An 18,822-nucleotide genomic window follows, 5' to 3' on the forward strand; every position below is an offset into this window, starting at 1 on the left:
CACTGATGCAACAGTCACCATACGTAATACATCGCGAAATCCTCCTCAACGGCATGTATGGAACAGCCTATCTGCTGCAAGAGCTCGTCCTCTATCAGCTTGATCCCGGTAGGTACACATTCGACATTGATGAGCATCGCGGAGGGTTCGACAGCGTCCATCTTCAGATCTATCAGGATATGAAGCAGTGGTACTGGGACAACGGCCCGTCAAGCGCTGGCTTCAAAGACGTCGCCGAGGCACTTCAAGATAGGTACACCAGGCAAGCTCAAGAGAATCTAGAGGAGCTGTATATCCTCCGAGCGATGCAGCCAAGCGATTTTCCTGCTGAGCCTGGCGAGATACCTGCAGACTCTCATAGGCATGCAGTTGAGCGAGCTGAGCTGCTTCACAGGGAGTATGTAGGCAAAGGATTCATTGACGAGTGCACATTGCCAGCAGCCCACCCACTCTGATCTCGAATCAATCAGAGGCGAGGCCGGCGATGGCATGGTTCTTTTGGACAGACAAAGGGCCTGCCTGGGTACAGGCAGAAGAACGAGAATTCATCAAAGCTGTGAACAGCCTGCAAACGCTTCAGACAACACCAGGAGGCGGCATGAGGATTGATCCTGAAGAACTCAGAGATCAGATCCTGGCGTCACGAGAACGGTACAAAAGCCTGGTGAAAAGATAGCGGTATCTAAGCGATGGCTTGATGAGGAAGATGTGGCGTAAGGAATTAGCACCTAGACTTCATCCTGCGTCCTATGGAAGGGACAGTCTCAGGAGATGACATGCGCATAATCATTAAATATCAAGACGGTGAAGGCTGCATTACCGAACGGGAAATCTCGGATCTGCAAAAGGAAAACGATATTCTCATTGGCGCGTTTTGCCACACCCGTGATGAATGGCGATCATTTAATGTAAATCGAATAATTCATGCGGTAGCTCGAGACACGGGAGAGTTGATTAACCCGTATAGGCTTGTGCCAGAGATGAGTGACGAGCAGTCTCTGGACTCGCTGACCTGGAAGTACCGACAGGCTATCAAGTCGGTGAAATTTTTCTGTCTCACCACTCGAGGATTCGGTAAGCGCGAGCGCCCTCGGATCGTCGATTTCGTCAACGTCCTAGTGGGTACATCACAGCACTCCGGAGAAGATATCACCGAGTGGATTAACAACCTGTGGTGCGCAGACCTTTATCGATACCGCGATGGTGACGTTGATGAGTACAAAGGGCTGCTACAGCAAATCCCTTACTCACTGCTCGACCAATGTCGGGAGTGCGCGCTGAAGATAATCGTGGGCTCAGGCCGGAAATCCGAAAACCCCGACTGGTTGCAGAGAATTGATGAAGAATTCAGCTCTCACCCCGTAGTGCGAAACCCGATCAATCCCGGCGTTTGACCATGATCGAAGGAGTGAATAATGAAGCTTTTACGGGACGCACGAACCCTTAAGATCAAAGCTGTCAGTTCCCTTCGTATCGGGATGCAGTCCTTCAATAGCTTTGACGACGATGGCCGTATCACTACCGTATTGCTCCACCTTCAGCACGCCTGTGAAATGCTGCTCAAGGCAGTCCTTGTTCAGAACAAGGCCAAAGTATTCGATAAGGTTACAGGGCGCTCAATTTCGTTCGACAAAAGCCTTGGGCTTTGCATTGCCCACTATGGTCTGACTCAAGAAGAAGCCGGTGTGATGCGCGCGGTGGATAGTCTGCGTGATGCTGCCCAACATTGGTCGGTGGTTGTTGCCGAGGACTTACTTTACCTCAACACTAGGGCGTTGATAACGGCATTTGATGCCTACCTGCTCCGAGCATTAGAGATTAGCCTGATTGATCACATTCCGGCTCGCGTACTGCCAGTGTCGACTATGCCGCCAGGTGATTTTGAGTTTTTAGTGGACAGGGAATACAACCTGATTAGGGATTTGTTGGAGCCGGGAAGACGTCAACGTGATGAAGCACGTGGCCGTATACGTTCAATGCTGGCCATGGAATCCATCGCGGTGGAAGAAGTAGAAGTATCCGAGCGCGATATTGATCGGGTAGAAAAGGCAGTGCGTGGCGGCCAAGGCATCAATGAAGTGTTCCCTCGTCTTTCGATGGTGGGCACTCGTACTGACGGCGAAGGGGTGAACTTGGTTGTTCACTTCACGAAAAAAGTAGGTGCGCCTGTACGATATATCGGCGGAGATGACCCAGCAGAGGCTGCGGCAGTGCGTGAGTTAGATCTACAGAAAAAATTTCATCTTGGAGCAGCCGATCTCGCGAAGAAGGTCGGGCTTTCCCAACCTAAAGCCAAAGCGCTACGAGCACATCTGGGCATAGACGAAGATTTGAAGTGCCGTAACGTATTCGAATTTGGATCGACTCGTATTCCCCAGTTTTCGGACAACGCCTTTACGCTGATGCGCGATGCCTTAGCCAATCTGGACATCGAAGAAATATGGCGGGCACGGAAGCGTTAGTCTAAAAAACCACCTCTCAGAGCTATCTGGCCGCTCTATCTAACAGGCCCATCGGATATGACCGCGAACTTCCACACTTCGATAAAGAGTTCCCACTGACATCAAAGCCTCCGCGCTGGCAAGCAATATATGAAATCGATGGGCGTACTGAGCTCGTACTGCATGTGTTCGAAGACTCTGTCGAGACGTGGATGAGCTTTCGACTCTCGCAGGGCGTTCAATAACTCCAATAGCTCTCGCCCTTGAGCCACTGGCATTTGGATATCGCGATACACGGTGGCATCGCCGTCTCGTTCCACGTCTATTCTCCGTCTGCATCAATCCAGCTTGAGCTTGCTGCAGGCAGCTTTGTGTGCCTCGAGGTGCTGCATCTCTGATTCCCAACAAGCCAGGAATTTATACCAGTCCGCAGCGTAAGGCCCATCTAACAATCTGGTCGACCCGATACTCGCCTGATTGAAGCGCTCCCTCCATGGCTGCGGAATAGTCTGCTCCAGGATGATGTCGATTCCGGAGTTGTGATGCTGCAGCGTGACACAATCCCGAAGCTGGTTGAGCTCGAGTGCCTTGTCAGCATGAGGGGAGTCTTTTCGCTCTTGAAGGTCAAGGTCATCGAGTATGGATAAAGCATCGAACGCCTTCGAATCGCCTGGAGATATGTTCGCAAGCATCCACAAAGCCTTTCGTCTCATGGCCTCCAGTTCGCGGAGTTCTTCGTCGGGCATTTGAGTTACCTCTTGTTGGCGTTGATGGCGTGCCGCCTGCGGCGTCAGGCTGCCGTGAATCGAGCCCCGCCAAGGCGTGTCTCGACCCTACGGGCTCACATCCCTCACGCCTGCGCGCTACGCTTGCTTGGTGTTTGCGCGTCGAAGTAGCCTTAAAATACGCTTTAACTAGAATGTAAACATTCCTGATTCTGCACACCGGGAGGCCGAAATGGACTTGCTAAAGCCCTTGTACGAACAGGACAGGCTTCATCCACACTTTCGCACCATATCTGACGGACGACCCGGCAGGCTTTACCAGCGAGAGGAGCTGCAACGCTGGCTTGATGGATTTCCAGACAGGGATAACAAATTCGTACGTGAGTTTCAGACCACGTTTAACTCAAGCTTTTGGGAAATCTATCTTCACGCAGTGTTCCGCGAGTATGGCTTTGCTTTCGACTGGACTTATCCAGCCCCTGATTTCCTAGTTTCGTCAGCAGACATTACGTTTACGGTGGAAGCAACCACTGCCAACCATTCCATTGACGCTACTCCGGAATGGGGTAGGCCCATGACAGCGGAGTTCTTTGAAGACGTTGATTTCAATGAGCTCAATCGGGTCGCGATAATCAGGTTGGCCAACGCGTTCATGAGCAAATCACAAAAATTCCAAGATAAGTATCAGCATCATCCGCATGTCCAAGGACACCCATTTGTCTTAGCAGTAGCACCGTTCGAACAGCCGGGATTTAACCTCCAGGCCTACCGGGCTATCGAAGCCCTGCTATTCGATTACTACGTAGATGAAGCGGAATACCTGGCTAATCCGGAGCGCTTTCCTAACGGATTAGAGGGGAAATCTTTGGGAAGCGTACAGAAAGATAACGGTGCTGAAATCGAACTGGGGTTTTTCGATTGCTTGCGCTTCAGCCACATTAGCGCCGTGATATTCAGTAATCTGGCTACTTGGGGAAAAGTAGATGCCATGTGCGGAAATCCGGATGCGATCATATCGTCTGTCTGGTCGCTACCGAATGGCGAGATGAAGCGCACTGTGTCCAGAGGCAACGAAGCCTCAGAAGGGATCACGGATGGGCTGCGTATTTATCACAACCCTTTTGCTACAACGCCGTTGCCGCTTGAAGTTTTTCGACGAGAAGGTGTGATGCAAATGTGGGCTGATCCTTACGCTCGATCACTCATAAGTGAACAAGCCGAGAACTGCTTACAGTCCAGGACGGCTATGACTTTCTTCGTAAAGGATGATGATCCCTCTTGCGAGGGCTTATCTGAGAAAATTTAGCAGTGCGCTCTGGCCAATCCGACTAGGCAGCAATTCGCCTGTTGATTGCTTGATATCCTCAAGGAGTAACGATGCAGACCTTGCTCGACCAATCGAAGTCGTGACGGATATGTCAAAAAGCCGTGCAATGGGCTCAACCGCCTACCAAGCGAGCGATCAAGCATTTTTTGTGTTGGGGCAAACTACGGAAGATGCGCTTGATGCCCTAGGTCGCCCCAGAACACATATGCTCAGATGATTTCAGGGAGAAGGAAAATGGCAAGTGAATACTCGCTATCAGATGTGCTGGAAAGGATGTACCAAAACCAGCTAGCCCTCGAGGCTGCTCTCATGGAGCTAACCCTCAAGGTGGAAGCCCAGGGGCATGCGGAAGTCGGCGAAAACGTCCGTGGTGCGCTTTACACAATTGGTGAGAACGCTGGTCATATCAAACAGGGGCTGGCCCGGCTCAAAAAACTCCCATGACCCAGCCGCTTTTTGATTTTGATCTCAAACGCGTTTCCCGCACGCACTACATCACTGGCAAGGCTGCGATCAACTTTCCGCACGCAGGGAGTACAACTGGCGGTTGGCATTTTCTATCGTACTTCGACCGCGAGAACGGGGTGTCGAAGGTGTCGCTTGCAGGCATCCATTATCCAGATACCACCGACTTCTTAGGCGACGCCGGGATACTTGACGTGACCGACCAACTGGCGAAGCTGGGCTGGGCATTAGAAGGCAGGCGCATCTTCATGGCAGATCATTACAGGGCTGCTGCGGACATGATCGTGAAATGGACTCTAAGCGATTCTAAGCATAGCAATGTCGAGATGGCTGAGTGGTTTCCCTCGCTAGAGGACAGACAAATGCTCTTCACGCTTTTGGGAACCGGAAAACAGAAACTTCTCGATATGGGCAGACTGCAAAAACTTGAAGGTTGGATCAGCTCACAGTAAGCCCAACTTAGCAGGAGGTGTCACCAGGTTGGAGACACCTCCAACTCGTTCAGCGACGAAAAATGCGGTTGATCAGGATCAGCGCTGCAGCACCTATCGCGAGTGCGGCGACTGGTTTTTCTTTAACGAACGTAGATACGCTATCCAGTGTATCGCCGTAGGTTTTAGTCAGTTGACCAGCTGCTTGATGTCCCGCACCTTCAGCTTCCATCTTCGAATCACCAATCAGCTTCCCGACCGCGCTCTGCGCCTTGCCGGCCAGCTTTTCTGCTACACCTTCTACCTGTTCGCTCTTCATGATTTACCAGACCTTCGTGTGTAAGTGGGAACTGAGAACCTACTTAACCCCGCAGCGAGGGATTACCTGCACAACGTTAGGGGCACGGGCCGGATGGTTAGTTCAATTTCCGTGAGTTTCAGGAGTCTTCCTCAAAGCTCGCACGCAAATGCAGGCACGCGTTCGACGACTTAGCTGAAAGCTTGTGCTACGAACTGATACCACTATGATTTTCGCCTGTTGCCGTCGTGTTGTGTCATCAGCAGCTTCTTCATGAGCCGCTCCAACCGCGTGAGAACATCCTTCAAATGGACGTAAGGGCCATTACCATTCAGCCGCGCTGGATCAAACTCATGACCGCCGCTTCCCGTTTCGCGAAGCGAGATGAACGAAGCTAATGCGTTGGCATCTACTCGGATATTATTGAGGGCTGGCAACCGGATAACGTCATGACTGCAAACGAAGATTTGATTACTTGGAACATTCGCTGGCGTCTTGCTGGCGGCATTGTGTCCTGCAAGACATGCCATTCCCAGCAGCCTGAGACTCAACGAGGGGAGGCTTTTGAGCACCTTCCGGGTTGTGATTATGCTGGGCAGAACTGCACGCCGTGGGATGACCTAGACGTGATCTCCCAGAGCTTCAAACACGACAAATAACGTGGAGGCTGGTTGACGACCGCTCGTCAGTAGCGCCAAAAAAGAGGCGCGCCTGGGAGCGCCTCTTTTTTGGCGCTACTGCTCGCTAACCGGATTTGAATCGGCTAACTCCGTCCCACAGATCATGATGTGTTTAACCACAATTAGCCATGAGCGGAGCTTTACCTAAACCCTAAAAAACGAAGCGAAAGCGACATCCTTGTCGCCCAAGTGACTCTTTTCTATATCAAGCCGAAGGGATACGACGGTTGGTCAGAGCCATGCGACCAACAAAGAAGCTCAGAGCCGCCCCCAAAAGAAGCATCGCCAATGTGCTCCATGCCGCGCGCGAAATTTGCTTGGCAGCAATCTCCCCAGCCTCACGAGCCTTTTGCTCAGCTTGCTGTTTCAACTCTTCAAATTTCTGCATTGCTTGCTGATAAGCCTGAGCGTAGTTATCAACGATCTGAGTTGCCTCCTCCTTACTCTTGCCGGTGCGGGCAGCAACAATGTTAACCAAAGCCTCTTTATCCGCAGCGTTGAGTGCTGGCTCACCGGAGGCTTTTACGCGCTCAAACCACTGCTTCAGTTGTTCACCTGCCTGAGCAGGGTTAGTAGCTGCATCGGACGCTGATTGCTTGCCGTCAGCGGCAGCTTGATCAGCTTTTTGTTCCACGTTCTCTGGAGCCAACTCAGGTTTGCCACTCTGCTGAAGCAAAGTATCCAGCTCACCCTGAAGGCTGTTCCAGTCGAGTTGTACGCCTTGTTCATTCAATTGCTTCTTTACGCTATCACCAATACCAGGCGCTGCAGCTGCGATGCCGCTACCCGCAGTAGACAGCCCTTTACCAACAACGGAGCCTGCAGTTCCAACCACGCTTGCGGCCAAGCCAGCCAACAGCCAAGTCGTGAGTAAGGTTGTGACTGTCCAGGTTAGTAAGCCATGCAAGCCGCCACGATCAGGTGCCGTCCTGCCAGAAACGAAAGCTCCGACTCCGATTGCCACCAGAGTAGAAACGAACAACCAGATTCCAGCACCAGTACCGAAACCACTGAGCGGATTACCAGATTCCATCGGGGACACTGCGCTAGCACCGATGGCGGTTCCCAGAACGCTCAGCACTACGTATGTCACCAGTGCAATCGCACTACCGGCCAATACCGAACTCCAGGACACGCGGAATAACGAACGATTCGCTTCATAGACAGTGGTCATACAGACGCCCTTTATGAGTTTTAGGAGCAAGGCTTTGCGCCTTAACCAGTCTGAGTATGGCGAATGGACATACGTTCAAAGAGAGTTCAAATGCACCACAAGAACCGATTCAATTGCACCATAAAATTTTTACTTAAATCCCATTCCTCATAGGCTGGCTATACGCTTGACGTCGCCTATGCCCTTGGATTTTTGACGTAAGAAATCTACAAGGCTGCGCTATGAAAATCGGCCTGTTGCGTCAGTATGGAGTAAGCGATGTCTTCCTAATCGGCCCATGGCGACGATTGAAGATCCCAGGGATCTGAAGCCTCAATAGCGACTGCAGCGGCGGCGACCAATGCGCAACAGGGTGCAAGTCGGCAGAGCGAATGCGGGGGAGTACAGTGCCGACCCAAATATTAAAAAACCGATAAGACTGTTTGCTCATCGTGACAGGCTGTTAATAGAGGGATAGATAGCGGTCAGTAATATTTAGCCTGATCGGAACTAAAGTGGGTGGAGTCAACTTCCGAGACTAATAAGCCGACTACAATGGCTACCAGCTGATAGCCATCGCAGCGAAGGTATTACCCGCCTAAGGTTACTTCTTGTCTACGGCGTCTTTGACCTTGCCAACAACTTGCTGGGCTTCACCTTTCTTTTCCTGGACAGCCCCTTCTACCTGCAGCTTCTCATTGCCAGTGACCTTGCCGACACCTTGCTTCACATTACCGATAGCTTCGTTGGCCAGGCCTTTGATCTTGTCAGATGTGCCACTCATGAGTTTTCTCCCGGTTAGGAATACGTGTCCTGTCTGGACAGAAAAATTGACTGGCGGCTGTGAACAGGAGTTCCACTTTTTATGACGACCACTCGTCGCACACCTGTCGAGCGCTACCTTGATGCAGGTTTCGCAATGCCTGGATGAAGAAACAATTCCTTGCTGTACGAGCAGTCGAAACAGCATCATCGCCCTTACTTCCACCAGCGATGCGTAGTCAGATGCCCCACATTCCTGCCCCATTTCCTCCAAGCGAGGATGAAAGAGCGTTGTCGCTGGAGCATCTCGGGGTGCTGGACTCAGCTCCGGAGAAAGAATTCGACGATATCGTTGTGCTCGCGAGCACCTTGTGTGAAGTACCGGTCGCGCTGGTTTCTCTGGTGGATAGAGAACGTCAGTGGTTCAAGGCGTGCGTCGGGCTGGACGTGAGGGAGACGCATCGGGATCTGGCGTTTTGCGCGCACGCGATCCTGGCTCCCGCCGATGTGTTGACTGTCGAAGATGCCAGACTCGACCCGCGCTTTGAACACAGCGCGCTGGTGCTTGGCCCGCCCTACATTCGCTTTTACGCGGGAGCTCCTATCATTGACGACACGGGGCACGCTCTGGGTACGGTGTGCGTGATTGATACCAAGCCGCGAACCCTGACAGCACCACAGCGCACGGCATTGTTGGCATTGGCGAGACAGACCGCTTCGTTGTTGCAATTGCGCCTGCTCAGACATCAAATAGAGCGTCGAGCAGAAATGCTTGAACAAGAACTGGCTCAGGCGAATGCACTTAATCAAGTGGCCGAAGAGTCACTGCGTCACGCCAAGCGTATCTCCTCCTTGGGAATGGTCACGGCCAGTATTGCGCACGACTTCAACAATATTCTTCAAGCGCTAAGCGCAAGTTTGCAGATGATCCGCTTGCGCGCCAGACGACCAAAAGCCGTCGAGCAATTTAGTGATACCGGATTGCAGGCGGTCGAACAGGGACGGCAGTTGGTCAATCATCTGCTTTCTTGTGTTCGACTCGACAGCCCAAATTTGGTGTGCGTTGACGTTAATGCTCGACTTGATGCAATGCGCGATGTGTTGTTTCACACCGCGACCGAAAGTGTTGAGCTGACTTTCGACCTGTCAGCCCCCGACACCGCAGTGATGTGTGAAGAAGCCCAGTTGAATGCAGCTGTCTTGAACCTTCTCACAAATGCCAGGGATGCGCTCGGGTCAGCAGGAAGTATCTGCATTTCAACGCGACTGATGCGGGTTGATGATGATGTAACACTGGCTGGAGGCGATTACGTCGTGCTCAGCGTCACTGATACCGGGCCAGGTATACCAGATGACCTGGCGGCTAAAATTTTTGATCCTTTTTTCACCACAAAGGAAAGAGGAAAAGGTACGGGCTTGGGCTTATCGCAAGTCCGTAAGTTCGCAGAGAACGCTGGGGGCACCGTCATGGTGGATAATGCACCCGACAAGGGAACAGTCGTATCTTTGTACTTGAAATCATTGGGTCGAATCGACTCTGCGATTAATCCCACATAATCATCGTGGCTTAAGTAACCTTCTTGACATGATTTGCCTGTATGCCGGCCTGATACGCTGTTGTTCCGTAAGTGTATGGCCAATACAGGTTGTGCGATCAACGGTCTGATCCGTAGATGTTAGAATCAGTGGCAAGTCTGACCTTACGCGGGCGCGCATTGGGCGTTTTGGGACGTCAACCTTGGATAACCAGACGGGCCGGAAGGTGCAGTAATGTTTCTTAGTCTTGAAGTTCGCAGCTATGAGAGGGAAGACCGTCACCACCACCACGAGCATGCTCAATTGGTACTGCCGATTCGTGGCGAAATGGAAATTGACGTAAACGGTCGCGGCGGCTGCATTGATCAGTCATTGGCAGCGCTTGTGACACCTGGCTCGATCCATTCGCAGCAGACTAACCTCGATAGCCGTTTTTTAGTTTTGGACTGTGCGCCGACGATTATGGAAACGCTCCAGATCGAGCGTCTTGCTCAGAAAATATATGTGCCCATTTCCCCCGCTACTCGTCGGCTTATAGAGTTCGCTGAGCTAATCGGCAATGCACAATTGTCCATCGCGGCCTCCCAATTGGGGCCTCTGCTTTTATCGTCTCTAAATCCGGATATCTCCCGCTTTCCAGACCCCATGAAGCAGTTGATCGCTCGTATTCAGGCGGATCCTGGAGCGAACTGGAGCAATGAAAGCATGGCTCAAGTAGCAAAAATGAGCATGAGTCAGATGCACCAACGTTTCCGGCTAATGTTCGAGATGAGTCCGCAAGTTTGGTTGACTGATTTACGCCTGCAAGAAGCTCAACGATGGTTGCGTGGAACCTCATTGACCATATCCGAGATTGCCTTGCGTGCCGGTTTTAGCGACCAGGCATCGCTGACCCGTGCCATGCAGCGCGTGAGGGCCACGACCCCGGCGGTTTATCGTAAAACGCAAAAACAGTCTGGGTAAAAAATCCCGTAGTTACCGACAATACTCCCCGAATCAGTTGCTCCAGACTTTACCCATAACGCTTTGGAGCGCGGATGAAATGCTTGCTGATCGATTACTGCTAAAGGGCATTGTCTACGGAGTTTGCGCGGGCCTGTGTTGGGGAGTGATCTTCCTCGGCCCCCAGCTCACCCCGGGGCTGAGCGGCCTGCAATTCGCCGTTCTGAGATTTCTCTGCTACGGCGCGATTTCGGTGGCCTTGCTTATGCCCCGCTGGAGGCGCGTTTGCGCCAATCTCACTATCGCCGACTGGAAGTCACTCTTCTGGCTTAGCCTGATTGGGAACCTCATTTACTACACGCTAGTGGGCACCGGTGTGCAGTTGGTTGGCATTGCCACAACGTCTCTGATCGTCGGACTCATTCCCGTGTTCGTCACGCTGGCAGGTCGTCATGACGTCAACGCAATTTCTTTGCGCAAGCTAACTCCCTCGCTGTTCTGCGCTGTGGGCGGGGTCGTACTCATCAGCTGGCACGCACTGATCAACGGCGACAAGCCAGATATACTGACAAACGTGGCCGGAATTCTATGCGCAGCGGGCGCGTTAGTGACATGGAGTTGGTTCGCAGTGAGCAACGCTCGGCGGCTGGCTCAGGTAACCAGCGTTTCCGCCCATGACTGGGCACTGCTGACAGGGGTCATGACTGGCGCTCAGTCACTGCTTTTGGCGGTACCTGTCCTGGGCTGGCAGGTCGGAACGCATGACAACTCCGAATGGCTACACTTTGTCATGGTAGCCGGTGGCGTAGCGTTTTTATCTTCGGTTGTGGGTAATGCGTGCTGGAATCAGGCGAGCCGACTTCTACCACTGGCACTAAGCGGACAAGTGCTCGTGATTGAGACGTTAGCGGCGCTGGTTTTTGGATTTCTATGGGAGCATCGGCTGCCCGACTCACATGAAATTGCGGCGATTGCACTTCTGGTCACCGGTGTCTTGTGGTGTCTGAATTGTCATCGTACTCCCCGTCACTCTCCGGCTGTTTAACTCGTACAGAGATGCTATAGCGACAGGAATACTGACTACCCCTACCAGTTGTGATTAATTGGTCACCCACTATGCGGTAGCAACTGATCGATCTCACTCGCCCGGTGCGTCGGTAGGCGCGTGAGAACATCCTTCAGATACGCATATGGATCATAACCATTCAGCCGCGCAGACGGGATCAAGGTCATGATTGCCGCCGCCCGTTTGCCGCTGCGCAGTGATCCAGCGAAGAGCCAGTTTTCGCGCCCAAGAGCCCATGGCCTGATTTGGTTTTCGGCCCAATGGTTGTCAATGGGTACTGCCCCGTCATCGATGTAGCGTGATAGCGCTGCCCAGCGTTTCAGGCTGTAATCGAGTGCTCTGCTGATGGCTGAGCCTTCGGGCACCAGATCGCGCTGGGCGCTCATCCAGGCATGGAGCATGTTCATCACCCGTTCAGCTTTTTCTTGTCGTATTCGACGCCTTAAATCAGGCTCCAGATCGCGGACTTCGCTTTCGATTTCGTACAGAAACTGGATATAACGCAGGGCTTACTCGGAAGATGGATAGGTCGCAGAGCACACCCGCGAGTATTACCCAGGGGTGACCGTCCCACTTGGCGTCCACAAACTCTCCCTCGTAGGTTGCCCCTGGAATGTTCCCCCTGCATTCGAAATGCATACTGGCCGTTAATCAGCAGGTCACGGGTCATGCAGAGTGAATGCCTTCCGCAGAATGCTGCTCCCATGGTGGGCATGGTGACCAAGCCTCCACGAGCTTATCGATGAAGAGTCGAATTTTTGGAGAGAGGTGCCGCTTGCTAGGGTAGATCACCCGAATAGGCTCTGCGGCCTCTGCATACCCAGCGAGCAATTGAACAAGCTTGCCGCTCCTCAAATCGTCGTTCACCACGTAGGAAGGAAGAGTCGCGATGCCCAGGCCAGCTACAGCTGACTGGTGTAATGACTCAGCACTGTCCATCTGTAGCCTTCCACCATGAGTAACGGACACAGAGCTACCATTCACGCGAAAATTCCAAGGAAGCAATCTCCCACCACTCACGAAATGCAGGCACTGGTGCTCGGATAAATCCTCCGGCGTTTTAGGCTCGGCGTGCTCAGCCAAATATTTGGGGGAAGCGCAGGTAATCATTTGTTGGTAGGCCACAGTGCGCGTTAACAACCGAGAATCTTCCTTCGGTGGCCCGATGCGCATGGCCAAATCAAATCCCTCATCGATCAAATCGACCAGCCTGTCAGAAAAGGTGATATCCACGCTAAGGGAGGGCCAATCCTTAAGGCAGCACTCAATGTGCTGAAGGACATGAAGTCTGCCCAGCGCAACCGGCAGACTCATCCGCAGTCGCCCACTGGGTGTCGAACGACGAAACGCAAGGGCATCCTCCACGTCGTCCAGATCCTGAAGAACGCCCACGCAGCGCTCATACAGAACCTGGCCGTCATCCGTCATGCTTAAACTGCGCGTAGTGCGATTCAGTAAACGTACCTGTAAACGAGCCTCGAGCCTGACTATCGACTTCCCCACTGCAGAGCGCGTAAGGCCAAGCTGTTTTGCCGCTGCAGTGAAGCTTCCAGCGTTTACCGAGCTCACAAACGCGGCAATATCATTCAGGTTATGGAGTTCCATACGGCCTCGATGGTCTCAACGTTCGGGCGGCTTAGCACCTGTTATGGGGAACCCTATTCCCCAATACTAAGCATAGCATCTCAATTAGCTAATCCACTCCCAACGATCAATTGAGGTCATTATGAACACTAAAGTCCAAGCAGCCGTCCAAACCTGGGCCAATAGCCTTAGCGATCTCGTACCCGTTCTTAAGGGAATCGATACCACCACAAAAATGAGCGACATCCGCGACTCTTACGCAAAAATGCTCGCGCAAAATCCAGCGCCAGCTGGCGTTAAATTCGAAGCAGTCGACATGGGTGGCGTACCCGGCACACTGGTTACTCCGGACGAGATCAAAACCGACGCGGTCGTGATGTACATCCACGGCGGCGCCTACATCGTAGGACGTCCAGACGGCTACCACGGTATCGGCGGCAACTACGCGAAAATGCTCGGTGCTCGTGTATACATGCCGGACTACCGCCTCGCTCCTGAGCACAAGTTTCCAGCATCTATTGACGACACATTGCGCTCTTACGAATGGTTGCTTGAGCAGAAAATCCCGGCTAACAAAATTGCGTTCTCTGGCGAGTCGGCTGGCGGCGCAATGGTTGTCAGCGTCATGGTCGCGGCTAAATCGAAAGGGCTTCCATTGCCTGCGGTTGGCTCCTCCATCTCACCATGGGCGAACCTTGAACACACCGGTGCTTCCATGAGCAACCGTGAAGGTCTGGATCCTCTGAACTCCAAGCCTGTCCTGGACATCCTCGCCAGAGCATTCCTAGGCGACACATTGGCCAATCATCCTCTGGCCTCACCTGTGTTCGCGGACGTCACCGGCCTTCCACCAATCTTAGTGCAGATCGGCGAGAACGAGTTGATGTTGAGTGATGCAATGCGCCTTGCAAATCACCTGGCTGATAACCGCGTTCGCGTGAACCTGGAAGTATGGCCAGCGATGTTCCACGCCTGGCACTTCTACGCCACCATGCTGCCAGAAGGTCGGCAGGCTATGGAGAGTTCCGTTCGCTTCATCGAGGCTGGCTTGGCCGACGCTAAACGCTGAAACGCAGAACAATCGTGTATGTGATCAGGTAATAGCCGTTTGTAAATAACAGCCTCCAAGCAAAAAGGGCCCTGCAGGGCCCTTTTGTACTCAAACCAAAGTCCGCAGAATGGGTTGAAAAGTCTTAATTAGCTTTGTTCTCAACCAGGCAATTGCCTCCATCCACTACGAGCAGCTCACCGGTGATGTAACTCGCTTCAGGCGAAGCCAGGAACACAACGGCGGCGGCCACTTCGTCTGGTCGCCCCGCTCTCCCGAGAGGCGTAGATCGTGCGGCTTTGACTTCATCAGGCGTGCTCGACCCTGTAGCTATCCAGCCAGGGGCAACTGAATTCACCGTGATACCTTGATGAGCAACCTCAAGAGCTAGACTCATGTTCATTCCTACCATTCCCGCCTTTGCAGCACTATAAGCAGCCTCCCCTGGATTACTGGCCCGTGTGCCGGTAGTTGAGCTGATGTTAACTATGCGGCCATAGCCTCTCGCCCGCATCCCAGGCAACACCCCTTGGGTTAACAGAAACGCAGTTGTCAGATTTCTAGCAATGGAAAGATTCCAGGTTTCGAGGCTCGTACTCGTGAACTCGGCGAACGGCTCTGGGCTCCCTTGCATCGCCATACCGGCATTATTTACAAGAATATCGATGCGCCCCCAGACGGCCTCAGCCCAAGCGACGAATTCACTCACCTGAGTTTCCTGAGTCAAGTCGACCGGTCGACCCACTGCTTCGAAGCCGGCGGCGCGTAACTCCGCAACCCGCTCATTGATGCGTGCGCTGCTTGCCGTGACGATCAACTTGGCCCCTTGAGCCCCAAGACGACGGGCAATGGCCATACCGATTCCAACCTCACTGCCCGCTCCACTAACAAGCGCCACCTGATCCGCCCAGCTTGAATTCATCATCCTTGCCTCCGTTGAAGGTTTGCGAGAAGCACATGAATGGAGGTGTAGCAGATAGCCGAAAACGACGGTGGAGGATTCGGTCGCGTACGTCGATTAACTGGCCCTTTATTTGTATTCAAACCAAAATCACTTGCTCAGCCAGGATTCAATGGTCACTGAGCTGACTCCTATTCTTTCAAAGTTTTGTGATACGGCTTTTGGTTCTACTGCATCGAAAGGATGCGAACATCTGCACCTCCCCCTAATCCAGCACGAGCCTTTATGGATACTCCGCAGAGATAGGCTGTTATCGGTTTTTCGAAGCCTTGCGCTTGTGCTTTTAGGATTCGTGCGAGATCGAAATCCGTATGTCGTTTTCCATGAAAATTCACATCCAGAGTGTTCAGCATAATTGCGCTCCTTTCGCAGCCCGTATGGCGTTACCAGGAAATCCACACGGAAACATCTGCGCTGATATCGTGCGGGATTCTTGGTAAATTTCAGGCTGTACGAATCATGTTCGCGTGATAGATCGGACGAAGGTTGCTCAGCACTTCACTACTGAAACCAGGTTGGTGAGAGCTGTGATATTTGGAACCTGTCTCGACCTCCAGCAGGCAGACAACACACTCGTGTTGATCTTCGCCAAGCGTCACCTTGGTCAGTGTCTCCATGCGCCAAGCTCCCGTGCCATTCATGTGGGCGGGAGTGACTACTTGTACCTGTGTGATGATCGTCTCAGCGTCTTGGGAAACCAGGAGTTGCTGAAGTCGAGGTTCGCTGTCGACCATCAGAACCGCCTCTGAAATTCGGCCCTTGGTATTGGCCTGAACTGTTACGTGATACCAGTGATTACGAAGCACTTTGGATACCTGATGCCATTGGTACTGCCCCTCACCAAACATGCCCGGTAGGCCCAGCATGTCGGCGTCGTGTGTTCTAAACATCGTGTGTCCTTGGCCTGAAGGGGCTCCGATATAGAGCGCAGGTTAGAAGAGGGAGAAAACGTCTTTCAGGCTCGCGAGCTGTTCATGACCAGGGCCAATCAACACGTAAACCGTGTTCCTGGTTTCGAATGCAACACCGTCGTGGAAACCGGTGCACATGCTTGAGCGAGCCCAATCGCCCCGTTCGAAACGGCCTTGGCTGTCCTCGGCCACGTTGTGAGCAAACAGGATCATCGGGAGCTGGCCCGCTGCATGGCATTTGAAGAGTTCGTCGCGAGTGACTTCAATGCGAAATATTGTCCAATCTCGAACCAAGCAGTAAGGCTTTTCGGGAAAACGTTGGTTCGCCAGCGCTCGCGCTTCAGAGCTGCTCGGCAGGCCCTCAAGTGGTGTCCGTGGCCTATTCATGAAGTCGGGTTCTTCGACGCTAGCCATAGGGCTTCCTTTCATTAATAACCGGGAAATTGACAATTTAAGCCCGCTTGTTGTCGCTCGCACTCGAGCAGATGGCTCCCGCAAGCAAGGTGCGTAGCTCCGCTTACGGATGTATATGCATCGAAAAGCAGGCCTCAAAAACGCTGATAGCACCATAATGCGGATCATAGCCCGTGTTATGGTGCGTCGCAATATGGCCTTATCCTCGATTTGCGTGGGGAAATGTCATGGAGGCCGCAGAAGCCCTAGCTGTAGTGGTGCGAGCACTGCGTAGAAAAAAAGGTCTTACGCAAGAAAACCTGATCACTATTGACCGTTCCTATTGGGGCCGGATTGAGCGTGGGGAGGTGAACATCACGATTGATGTGCTCATTCGTCTTGCAGCGCTGCTGGAGGTTGAGCCAGCCTCACTGATCCTCATGGCGACGTGTCTACAGTCCAACGAGCCGCTTAGGGAGGGGCTGAAGCGTCTGAATAAGCAACTAAATAGGATTAGGAAGGACAGCGTAGATATTGAGATGGAGTCGTTGGTAAGTGCAGGGAAGCTTCCTCCTGGTCGACCAGCACGATCCGGAGCAGCGCAGAAAGCGGCAGAGGCAAATCGCCTTCACAGTGAGGGAGTGTCAGTAACCGAGATATCTGAAGCGTTGGGTCTGTCTAAAACTACTATTCGTAGGTATTTGACCAGCAAGTCTGAACAGGCTTGATTTTTGAATGACCAGCACCAGGCTGAATATGTTCCAAGAAGGATTGCTGTGGAAGACAGCTTTAGATCACCTTGGGCCCGTAGGACGTCATCACCCTTTCTTCAGATCGCTTTCGGTGAACATGCTAGCGATGATACGGGCGTCGAGAAGAGCGTGATGCGGAAGCGGAACCCCTTCACTTGTGGCACCCAGAGTGGTGGCGTCAGTGGGGTAATTCCGGACGTTCCTTAGCCATTTACCATCGTCATATGCGAGTTCGCAGAAAAGCTCCCAGTCGTACTGTGGAGCATCTGTGACAATCTCCAGAACTTCGTCGAACGAGGCTAGGAAATCGAGCAGTGCAGTTCTTGCCCTGATGGTAGGTTGTGCATTGTCACCGCCCCATAGCTGCGGAAGGACGATCTCTACGACGAAGTCGCTGCAATCTTCCTTTCGCCATGTGTCGACCAATTCCACGTAGAATTCGCGTCCATTCTCAGCTACCAGTGCGAGTGATATTAGCTTCGCTGTAGCTGAGAGCCGGGTGAACTCGCAATCAAGAAAAATTCTCATGTTGGTAGAACTCCGCAATGACTAGGAGTCGCCTGAATATGGCGCAGGAAGGTCAGCTATGGGAAATGGCCCTAGAGCATCTTGGTTCAGACGGACTCCTCCAAGCGGTCATAGAAATGTGGAGCCGCGCCGCGCCTCCGCCCAGACCGTTGGTTGAGCACCTGTCCATCAATCAGGTGAGTCAGGACGTCTTGAGCATACTGAAAATTGCTCAGCAGCGGGTAGGTGCCATCGTGCCAGGTCGAACGCCTGATGCAGGCACAGTCACGCTGTACACTCGTCATGCTAGCAACTTAGTTGATGGGCTCATAACATTGCTGCCAAAGGCACAGCTTTCGCGAGCCTTGCGAGGCTCTTGTATTGAAATCGAATTGGGGATTTGACGTCCCCGCAGGCTCCCCGAACACCGGTCAGCAACAATCCTATTAGAACTTGCCCAGCGAAATGCGTCCCCTTGAGATGTTCTATGAACTCTGATTTAACTGAAGAAGAAATGCGTCATGCCCTTTTCGGCACACCTCAGCCAGAGGAGCAAGTTTCTACCCCGCTAGTGCCGGAGCCTGTGGAAGAAGTTGTGCTGGCCAAACCGGTGGTCGCTCCAGCAGCGAAGAAGAAAGTGGCAAAATCATTTACGCCTAGGCTGAAGGTCACACTCCGGGTTGGGAACGAGTTTGAGGGGAAAATGATCGAGTTGATTCACGAGGCTGATACGTTGAGCTCGTTGCTTGCTGAGCAAGAGGCCGTGAAAGCCGCTAGGAAAAAGTACAAGTACGTGGACGTCGTCTCGGTAAAATCGATGTAGCCACGCCCAGGTTCGCT

24 protein-coding genes and 2 pseudogenes are annotated in these 18,822 nt (G+C 52.7%); 13 read left to right on the forward strand and 13 right to left on the reverse strand.

Annotated elements, in window-relative coordinates; all coding sequences use genetic code 11:
• Positions 1 to 5 precede the first annotated feature (5 nt).
• The 3 genes from J1G33_RS21955 (at position 6) to J1G33_RS21965 (ending at position 2,462) form a co-directional block, all read left to right on the forward strand.
• Positions 6 to 455: a hypothetical protein gene (locus J1G33_RS21955; protein ID WP_223018740.1), complete on the forward strand. Its 450-nt coding sequence runs from the start codon at positions 6 to 8 to the stop codon at positions 453 to 455.
• A gap of 321 nt (positions 456 to 776) precedes the next feature.
• Positions 777 to 1,394 (forward strand): hypothetical protein, encoded by a 618-nt coding sequence (locus J1G33_RS21960; protein ID WP_223018741.1) that lies wholly within the window; start codon positions 777 to 779, stop codon positions 1,392 to 1,394.
• A gap of 18 nt (positions 1,395 to 1,412) precedes the next feature.
• Positions 1,413 to 2,462 (forward strand): hypothetical protein, encoded by a 1,050-nt coding sequence (locus J1G33_RS21965; protein WP_347709543.1) that lies wholly within the window; start codon positions 1,413 to 1,415, stop codon positions 2,460 to 2,462.
• A gap of 101 nt (positions 2,463 to 2,563) precedes the next feature.
• Here the strand turns inward: J1G33_RS21965 and J1G33_RS28110 are convergent, their stop codons facing one another.
• Positions 2,564 to 2,761: a hypothetical protein gene (locus J1G33_RS28110; RefSeq protein ID WP_347709542.1), complete on the reverse strand. Its 198-nt coding sequence runs from the start codon at positions 2,759 to 2,761 to the stop codon at positions 2,564 to 2,566.
• 18 nt (positions 2,762 to 2,779) lie between these two features.
• Positions 2,780 to 3,187: a hypothetical protein gene (locus J1G33_RS21970; RefSeq protein ID WP_223018743.1), complete on the reverse strand. Its 408-nt coding sequence runs from the start codon at positions 3,185 to 3,187 to the stop codon at positions 2,780 to 2,782.
• A gap of 211 nt (positions 3,188 to 3,398) precedes the next feature.
• On the opposite strand from J1G33_RS21970, the gene J1G33_RS21975 reads away from it, so the two are divergent.
• From J1G33_RS21975 to J1G33_RS21985, 4 genes and pseudogenes are all read left to right on the forward strand, one after another.
• Positions 3,399 to 4,472 (forward strand): hypothetical protein, encoded by a 1,074-nt coding sequence (locus tag J1G33_RS21975; protein WP_058419423.1) that lies wholly within the window; start codon positions 3,399 to 3,401, stop codon positions 4,470 to 4,472.
• A gap of 70 nt (positions 4,473 to 4,542) precedes the next feature.
• Positions 4,543 to 4,681, forward strand: a pseudogene (locus J1G33_RS27965) (NAD-dependent dehydratase); the annotation flags it as partial.
• 46 nt (positions 4,682 to 4,727) lie between these two features.
• Positions 4,728 to 4,937 (forward strand): hypothetical protein, encoded by a 210-nt coding sequence (locus J1G33_RS21980; RefSeq protein ID WP_058419424.1) that lies wholly within the window; start codon positions 4,728 to 4,730, stop codon positions 4,935 to 4,937.
• Positions 4,934 to 5,410 (forward strand): hypothetical protein, encoded by a 477-nt coding sequence (locus J1G33_RS21985; RefSeq protein ID WP_058419425.1) that lies wholly within the window; start codon positions 4,934 to 4,936, stop codon positions 5,408 to 5,410. Before J1G33_RS21980 ends, J1G33_RS21985 begins: the two co-directional genes overlap by 4 nt.
• A gap of 49 nt (positions 5,411 to 5,459) precedes the next feature.
• On the opposite strand, the gene J1G33_RS21990 is transcribed toward J1G33_RS21985, so the two are convergent.
• From J1G33_RS21990 to J1G33_RS22005, 4 genes are all read right to left on the reverse strand, one after another.
• Complete coding sequence (locus J1G33_RS21990; RefSeq protein WP_058419426.1) at positions 5,460 to 5,708, reverse strand: CsbD family protein; 249 nt, start codon at positions 5,706 to 5,708, stop codon at positions 5,460 to 5,462.
• 203 nt (positions 5,709 to 5,911) lie between these two features.
• Positions 5,912 to 6,217, reverse strand: a complete 306-nt coding sequence (locus tag J1G33_RS21995; protein WP_147473107.1) for a hypothetical protein — start codon at positions 6,215 to 6,217, stop codon at positions 5,912 to 5,914.
• Positions 6,218 to 6,572: 355 nt separating this feature from the next.
• A complete protein-coding gene (locus tag J1G33_RS22000; protein WP_058419513.1) occupies positions 6,573 to 7,541 on the reverse strand; it encodes a hypothetical protein in 969 nt (322 codons plus the stop codon).
• Positions 7,542 to 8,124: 583 nt separating this feature from the next.
• Positions 8,125 to 8,304, reverse strand: coding sequence for a CsbD family protein (locus J1G33_RS22005; protein WP_058419427.1), 180 nt, complete (start codon positions 8,302 to 8,304; stop codon positions 8,125 to 8,127).
• 221 nt (positions 8,305 to 8,525) lie between these two features.
• On the opposite strand from J1G33_RS22005, the gene J1G33_RS22010 reads away from it, so the two are divergent.
• The 3 genes from J1G33_RS22010 (at position 8,526) to J1G33_RS22020 (ending at position 11,805) form a co-directional block, all read left to right on the forward strand.
• Complete coding sequence (locus J1G33_RS22010; RefSeq protein ID WP_058419428.1) at positions 8,526 to 9,839, forward strand: ATP-binding protein; 1,314 nt, start codon at positions 8,526 to 8,528, stop codon at positions 9,837 to 9,839.
• A 213-nt stretch (positions 9,840 to 10,052) separates the two neighbouring features.
• Complete coding sequence (locus J1G33_RS22015) at positions 10,053 to 10,781, forward strand: AraC family transcriptional regulator (RefSeq protein ID WP_098466033.1); 729 nt, start codon at positions 10,053 to 10,055, stop codon at positions 10,779 to 10,781.
• Between the two features lie 79 nt (positions 10,782 to 10,860).
• Positions 10,861 to 11,805: a DMT family transporter gene (locus tag J1G33_RS22020; RefSeq protein WP_122757368.1), complete on the forward strand. Its 945-nt coding sequence runs from the start codon at positions 10,861 to 10,863 to the stop codon at positions 11,803 to 11,805.
• Positions 11,806 to 11,867: 62 nt separating this feature from the next.
• Here the strand turns inward: J1G33_RS22020 and J1G33_RS22025 are convergent.
• A pseudogene (locus J1G33_RS22025) lies at positions 11,868 to 12,344 on the reverse strand (transposase); the annotation flags it as partial.
• Between the two features lie 148 nt (positions 12,345 to 12,492).
• The gene (locus tag J1G33_RS22030; RefSeq protein ID WP_027620513.1) at positions 12,493 to 13,431 is read right to left on the reverse strand and encodes a LysR family transcriptional regulator; all 939 of its coding nucleotides are present in this window, start codon (positions 13,429 to 13,431) and stop codon (positions 12,493 to 12,495) included.
• A 121-nt stretch (positions 13,432 to 13,552) separates the two neighbouring features.
• Between J1G33_RS22030 and J1G33_RS22035 the strand changes: the two genes are divergently transcribed.
• Positions 13,553 to 14,479 carry an alpha/beta hydrolase gene (locus J1G33_RS22035; protein ID WP_058419432.1) on the forward strand — a complete coding sequence of 309 codons (927 nt, stop codon included), beginning with the start codon at positions 13,553 to 13,555 and terminating at the stop codon, positions 14,477 to 14,479.
• Between the two features lie 124 nt (positions 14,480 to 14,603).
• Here the strand turns inward: J1G33_RS22035 and J1G33_RS22040 are convergent, their stop codons facing one another.
• From J1G33_RS22040 to J1G33_RS22055, 4 genes are all read right to left on the reverse strand, one after another.
• On the reverse strand, positions 14,604 to 15,380 hold the full coding sequence (locus tag J1G33_RS22040; protein ID WP_058419514.1) for an SDR family NAD(P)-dependent oxidoreductase: 777 nt from the start codon (positions 15,378 to 15,380) through the stop codon (positions 14,604 to 14,606).
• A gap of 206 nt (positions 15,381 to 15,586) precedes the next feature.
• Positions 15,587 to 15,772: a hypothetical protein gene (locus tag J1G33_RS22045; protein ID WP_081321418.1), complete on the reverse strand. Its 186-nt coding sequence runs from the start codon at positions 15,770 to 15,772 to the stop codon at positions 15,587 to 15,589.
• Positions 15,773 to 15,862: 90 nt separating this feature from the next.
• Positions 15,863 to 16,309, reverse strand: coding sequence for a hypothetical protein (locus J1G33_RS22050; RefSeq protein WP_058419433.1), 447 nt, complete (start codon positions 16,307 to 16,309; stop codon positions 15,863 to 15,865).
• Between the two features lie 42 nt (positions 16,310 to 16,351).
• Complete coding sequence (locus J1G33_RS22055; protein ID WP_063611646.1) at positions 16,352 to 16,744, reverse strand: hypothetical protein; 393 nt, start codon at positions 16,742 to 16,744, stop codon at positions 16,352 to 16,354.
• A 227-nt stretch (positions 16,745 to 16,971) separates the two neighbouring features.
• Here J1G33_RS22055 and J1G33_RS22060 point away from each other — a divergent pair, with 227 nt between their 5' ends.
• On the forward strand, positions 16,972 to 17,451 hold the full coding sequence (locus J1G33_RS22060; RefSeq protein WP_058419434.1) for a transcriptional regulator: 480 nt from the start codon (positions 16,972 to 16,974) through the stop codon (positions 17,449 to 17,451).
• 90 nt (positions 17,452 to 17,541) lie between these two features.
• Here J1G33_RS22060 and J1G33_RS22065 read toward each other — a convergent pair whose 3' ends face one another.
• Positions 17,542 to 18,003 carry a 3'-5' exoribonuclease gene (locus J1G33_RS22065; RefSeq protein ID WP_058419435.1) on the reverse strand — a complete coding sequence of 154 codons (462 nt, stop codon included), beginning with the start codon at positions 18,001 to 18,003 and terminating at the stop codon, positions 17,542 to 17,544.
• Positions 18,004 to 18,469: 466 nt separating this feature from the next.
• Between J1G33_RS22065 and J1G33_RS22070 the strand changes: the two genes are divergently transcribed.
• A complete protein-coding gene (locus J1G33_RS22070) occupies positions 18,470 to 18,805 on the forward strand; it encodes a hypothetical protein (protein ID WP_223018744.1) in 336 nt (111 codons plus the stop codon).
• Positions 18,806 to 18,822 lie beyond the last annotated feature (17 nt).

Source organism: Pseudomonas sp. P867 (assembly GCF_019891455.1).
In the GTDB taxonomy this organism is placed as follows: Bacteria; Pseudomonadota; Gammaproteobacteria; order Pseudomonadales; family Pseudomonadaceae; genus Aquipseudomonas; species Aquipseudomonas synxantha_A.

Excerpts from the sequence above, each read along its gene's own strand:
- J1G33_RS22035 (WP_058419432.1), top strand. The coding sequence starts at position 13,553 with ATGAACACTAAAGTCCAAGCAGCCGTCCAAACCTGGGCCAATAGCCTT.
- J1G33_RS21980 (WP_058419424.1), top strand. The coding sequence starts at position 4,728 with ATGGCAAGTGAATACTCGCTATCAGATGTGCTGGAAAGGATGTACCAA.
- J1G33_RS22020 (WP_122757368.1), top strand. The coding sequence starts at position 10,861 with ATGCTTGCTGATCGATTACTGCTAAAGGGCATTGTCTACGGAGTTTGC.
- J1G33_RS21975 (WP_058419423.1), top strand. The coding sequence starts at position 3,399 with ATGGACTTGCTAAAGCCCTTGTACGAACAGGACAGGCTTCATCCACAC.
- J1G33_RS22040 (WP_058419514.1), bottom strand. The coding sequence starts at position 15,380 with ATGAATTCAAGCTGGGCGGATCAGGTGGCGCTTGTTAGTGGAGCGGGC.
- J1G33_RS22030 (WP_027620513.1), bottom strand. The coding sequence starts at position 13,431 with ATGGAACTCCATAACCTGAATGATATTGCCGCGTTTGTGAGCTCGGTA.
- J1G33_RS21990 (WP_058419426.1), bottom strand. The coding sequence starts at position 5,708 with ATGAAGAGCGAACAGGTAGAAGGTGTAGCAGAAAAGCTGGCCGGCAAG.
- J1G33_RS21960 (WP_223018741.1), top strand. The coding sequence starts at position 777 with ATGCGCATAATCATTAAATATCAAGACGGTGAAGGCTGCATTACCGAA.
- J1G33_RS22050 (WP_058419433.1), bottom strand. The coding sequence starts at position 16,309 with ATGTTTAGAACACACGACGCCGACATGCTGGGCCTACCGGGCATGTTT.
- J1G33_RS22010 (WP_058419428.1), top strand. The coding sequence starts at position 8,526 with ATGCCCCACATTCCTGCCCCATTTCCTCCAAGCGAGGATGAAAGAGCG.
- J1G33_RS22055 (WP_063611646.1), bottom strand. The coding sequence starts at position 16,744 with ATGGCTAGCGTCGAAGAACCCGACTTCATGAATAGGCCACGGACACCA.
- J1G33_RS22005 (WP_058419427.1), bottom strand. The coding sequence starts at position 8,304 with ATGAGTGGCACATCTGACAAGATCAAAGGCCTGGCCAACGAAGCTATC.
- J1G33_RS22045 (WP_081321418.1), bottom strand. The coding sequence starts at position 15,772 with ATGCTGAACACTCTGGATGTGAATTTTCATGGAAAACGACATACGGAT.
- J1G33_RS22070 (WP_223018744.1), top strand. The coding sequence starts at position 18,470 with ATGAACTCTGATTTAACTGAAGAAGAAATGCGTCATGCCCTTTTCGGC.
- J1G33_RS21970 (WP_223018743.1), bottom strand. The coding sequence starts at position 3,187 with ATGCCCGACGAAGAACTCCGCGAACTGGAGGCCATGAGACGAAAGGCT.
- J1G33_RS22015 (WP_098466033.1), top strand. The coding sequence starts at position 10,053 with ATGTTTCTTAGTCTTGAAGTTCGCAGCTATGAGAGGGAAGACCGTCAC.
- J1G33_RS22065 (WP_058419435.1), bottom strand. The coding sequence starts at position 18,003 with ATGAGAATTTTTCTTGATTGCGAGTTCACCCGGCTCTCAGCTACAGCG.
- J1G33_RS21985 (WP_058419425.1), top strand. The coding sequence starts at position 4,934 with ATGACCCAGCCGCTTTTTGATTTTGATCTCAAACGCGTTTCCCGCACG.
- J1G33_RS22000 (WP_058419513.1), bottom strand. The coding sequence starts at position 7,541 with ATGACCACTGTCTATGAAGCGAATCGTTCGTTATTCCGCGTGTCCTGG.
- J1G33_RS21995 (WP_147473107.1), bottom strand. The coding sequence starts at position 6,217 with ATGGCATGTCTTGCAGGACACAATGCCGCCAGCAAGACGCCAGCGAAT.
- J1G33_RS22060 (WP_058419434.1), top strand. The coding sequence starts at position 16,972 with ATGGAGGCCGCAGAAGCCCTAGCTGTAGTGGTGCGAGCACTGCGTAGA.
- J1G33_RS21955 (WP_223018740.1), top strand. The coding sequence starts at position 6 with ATGCAACAGTCACCATACGTAATACATCGCGAAATCCTCCTCAACGGC.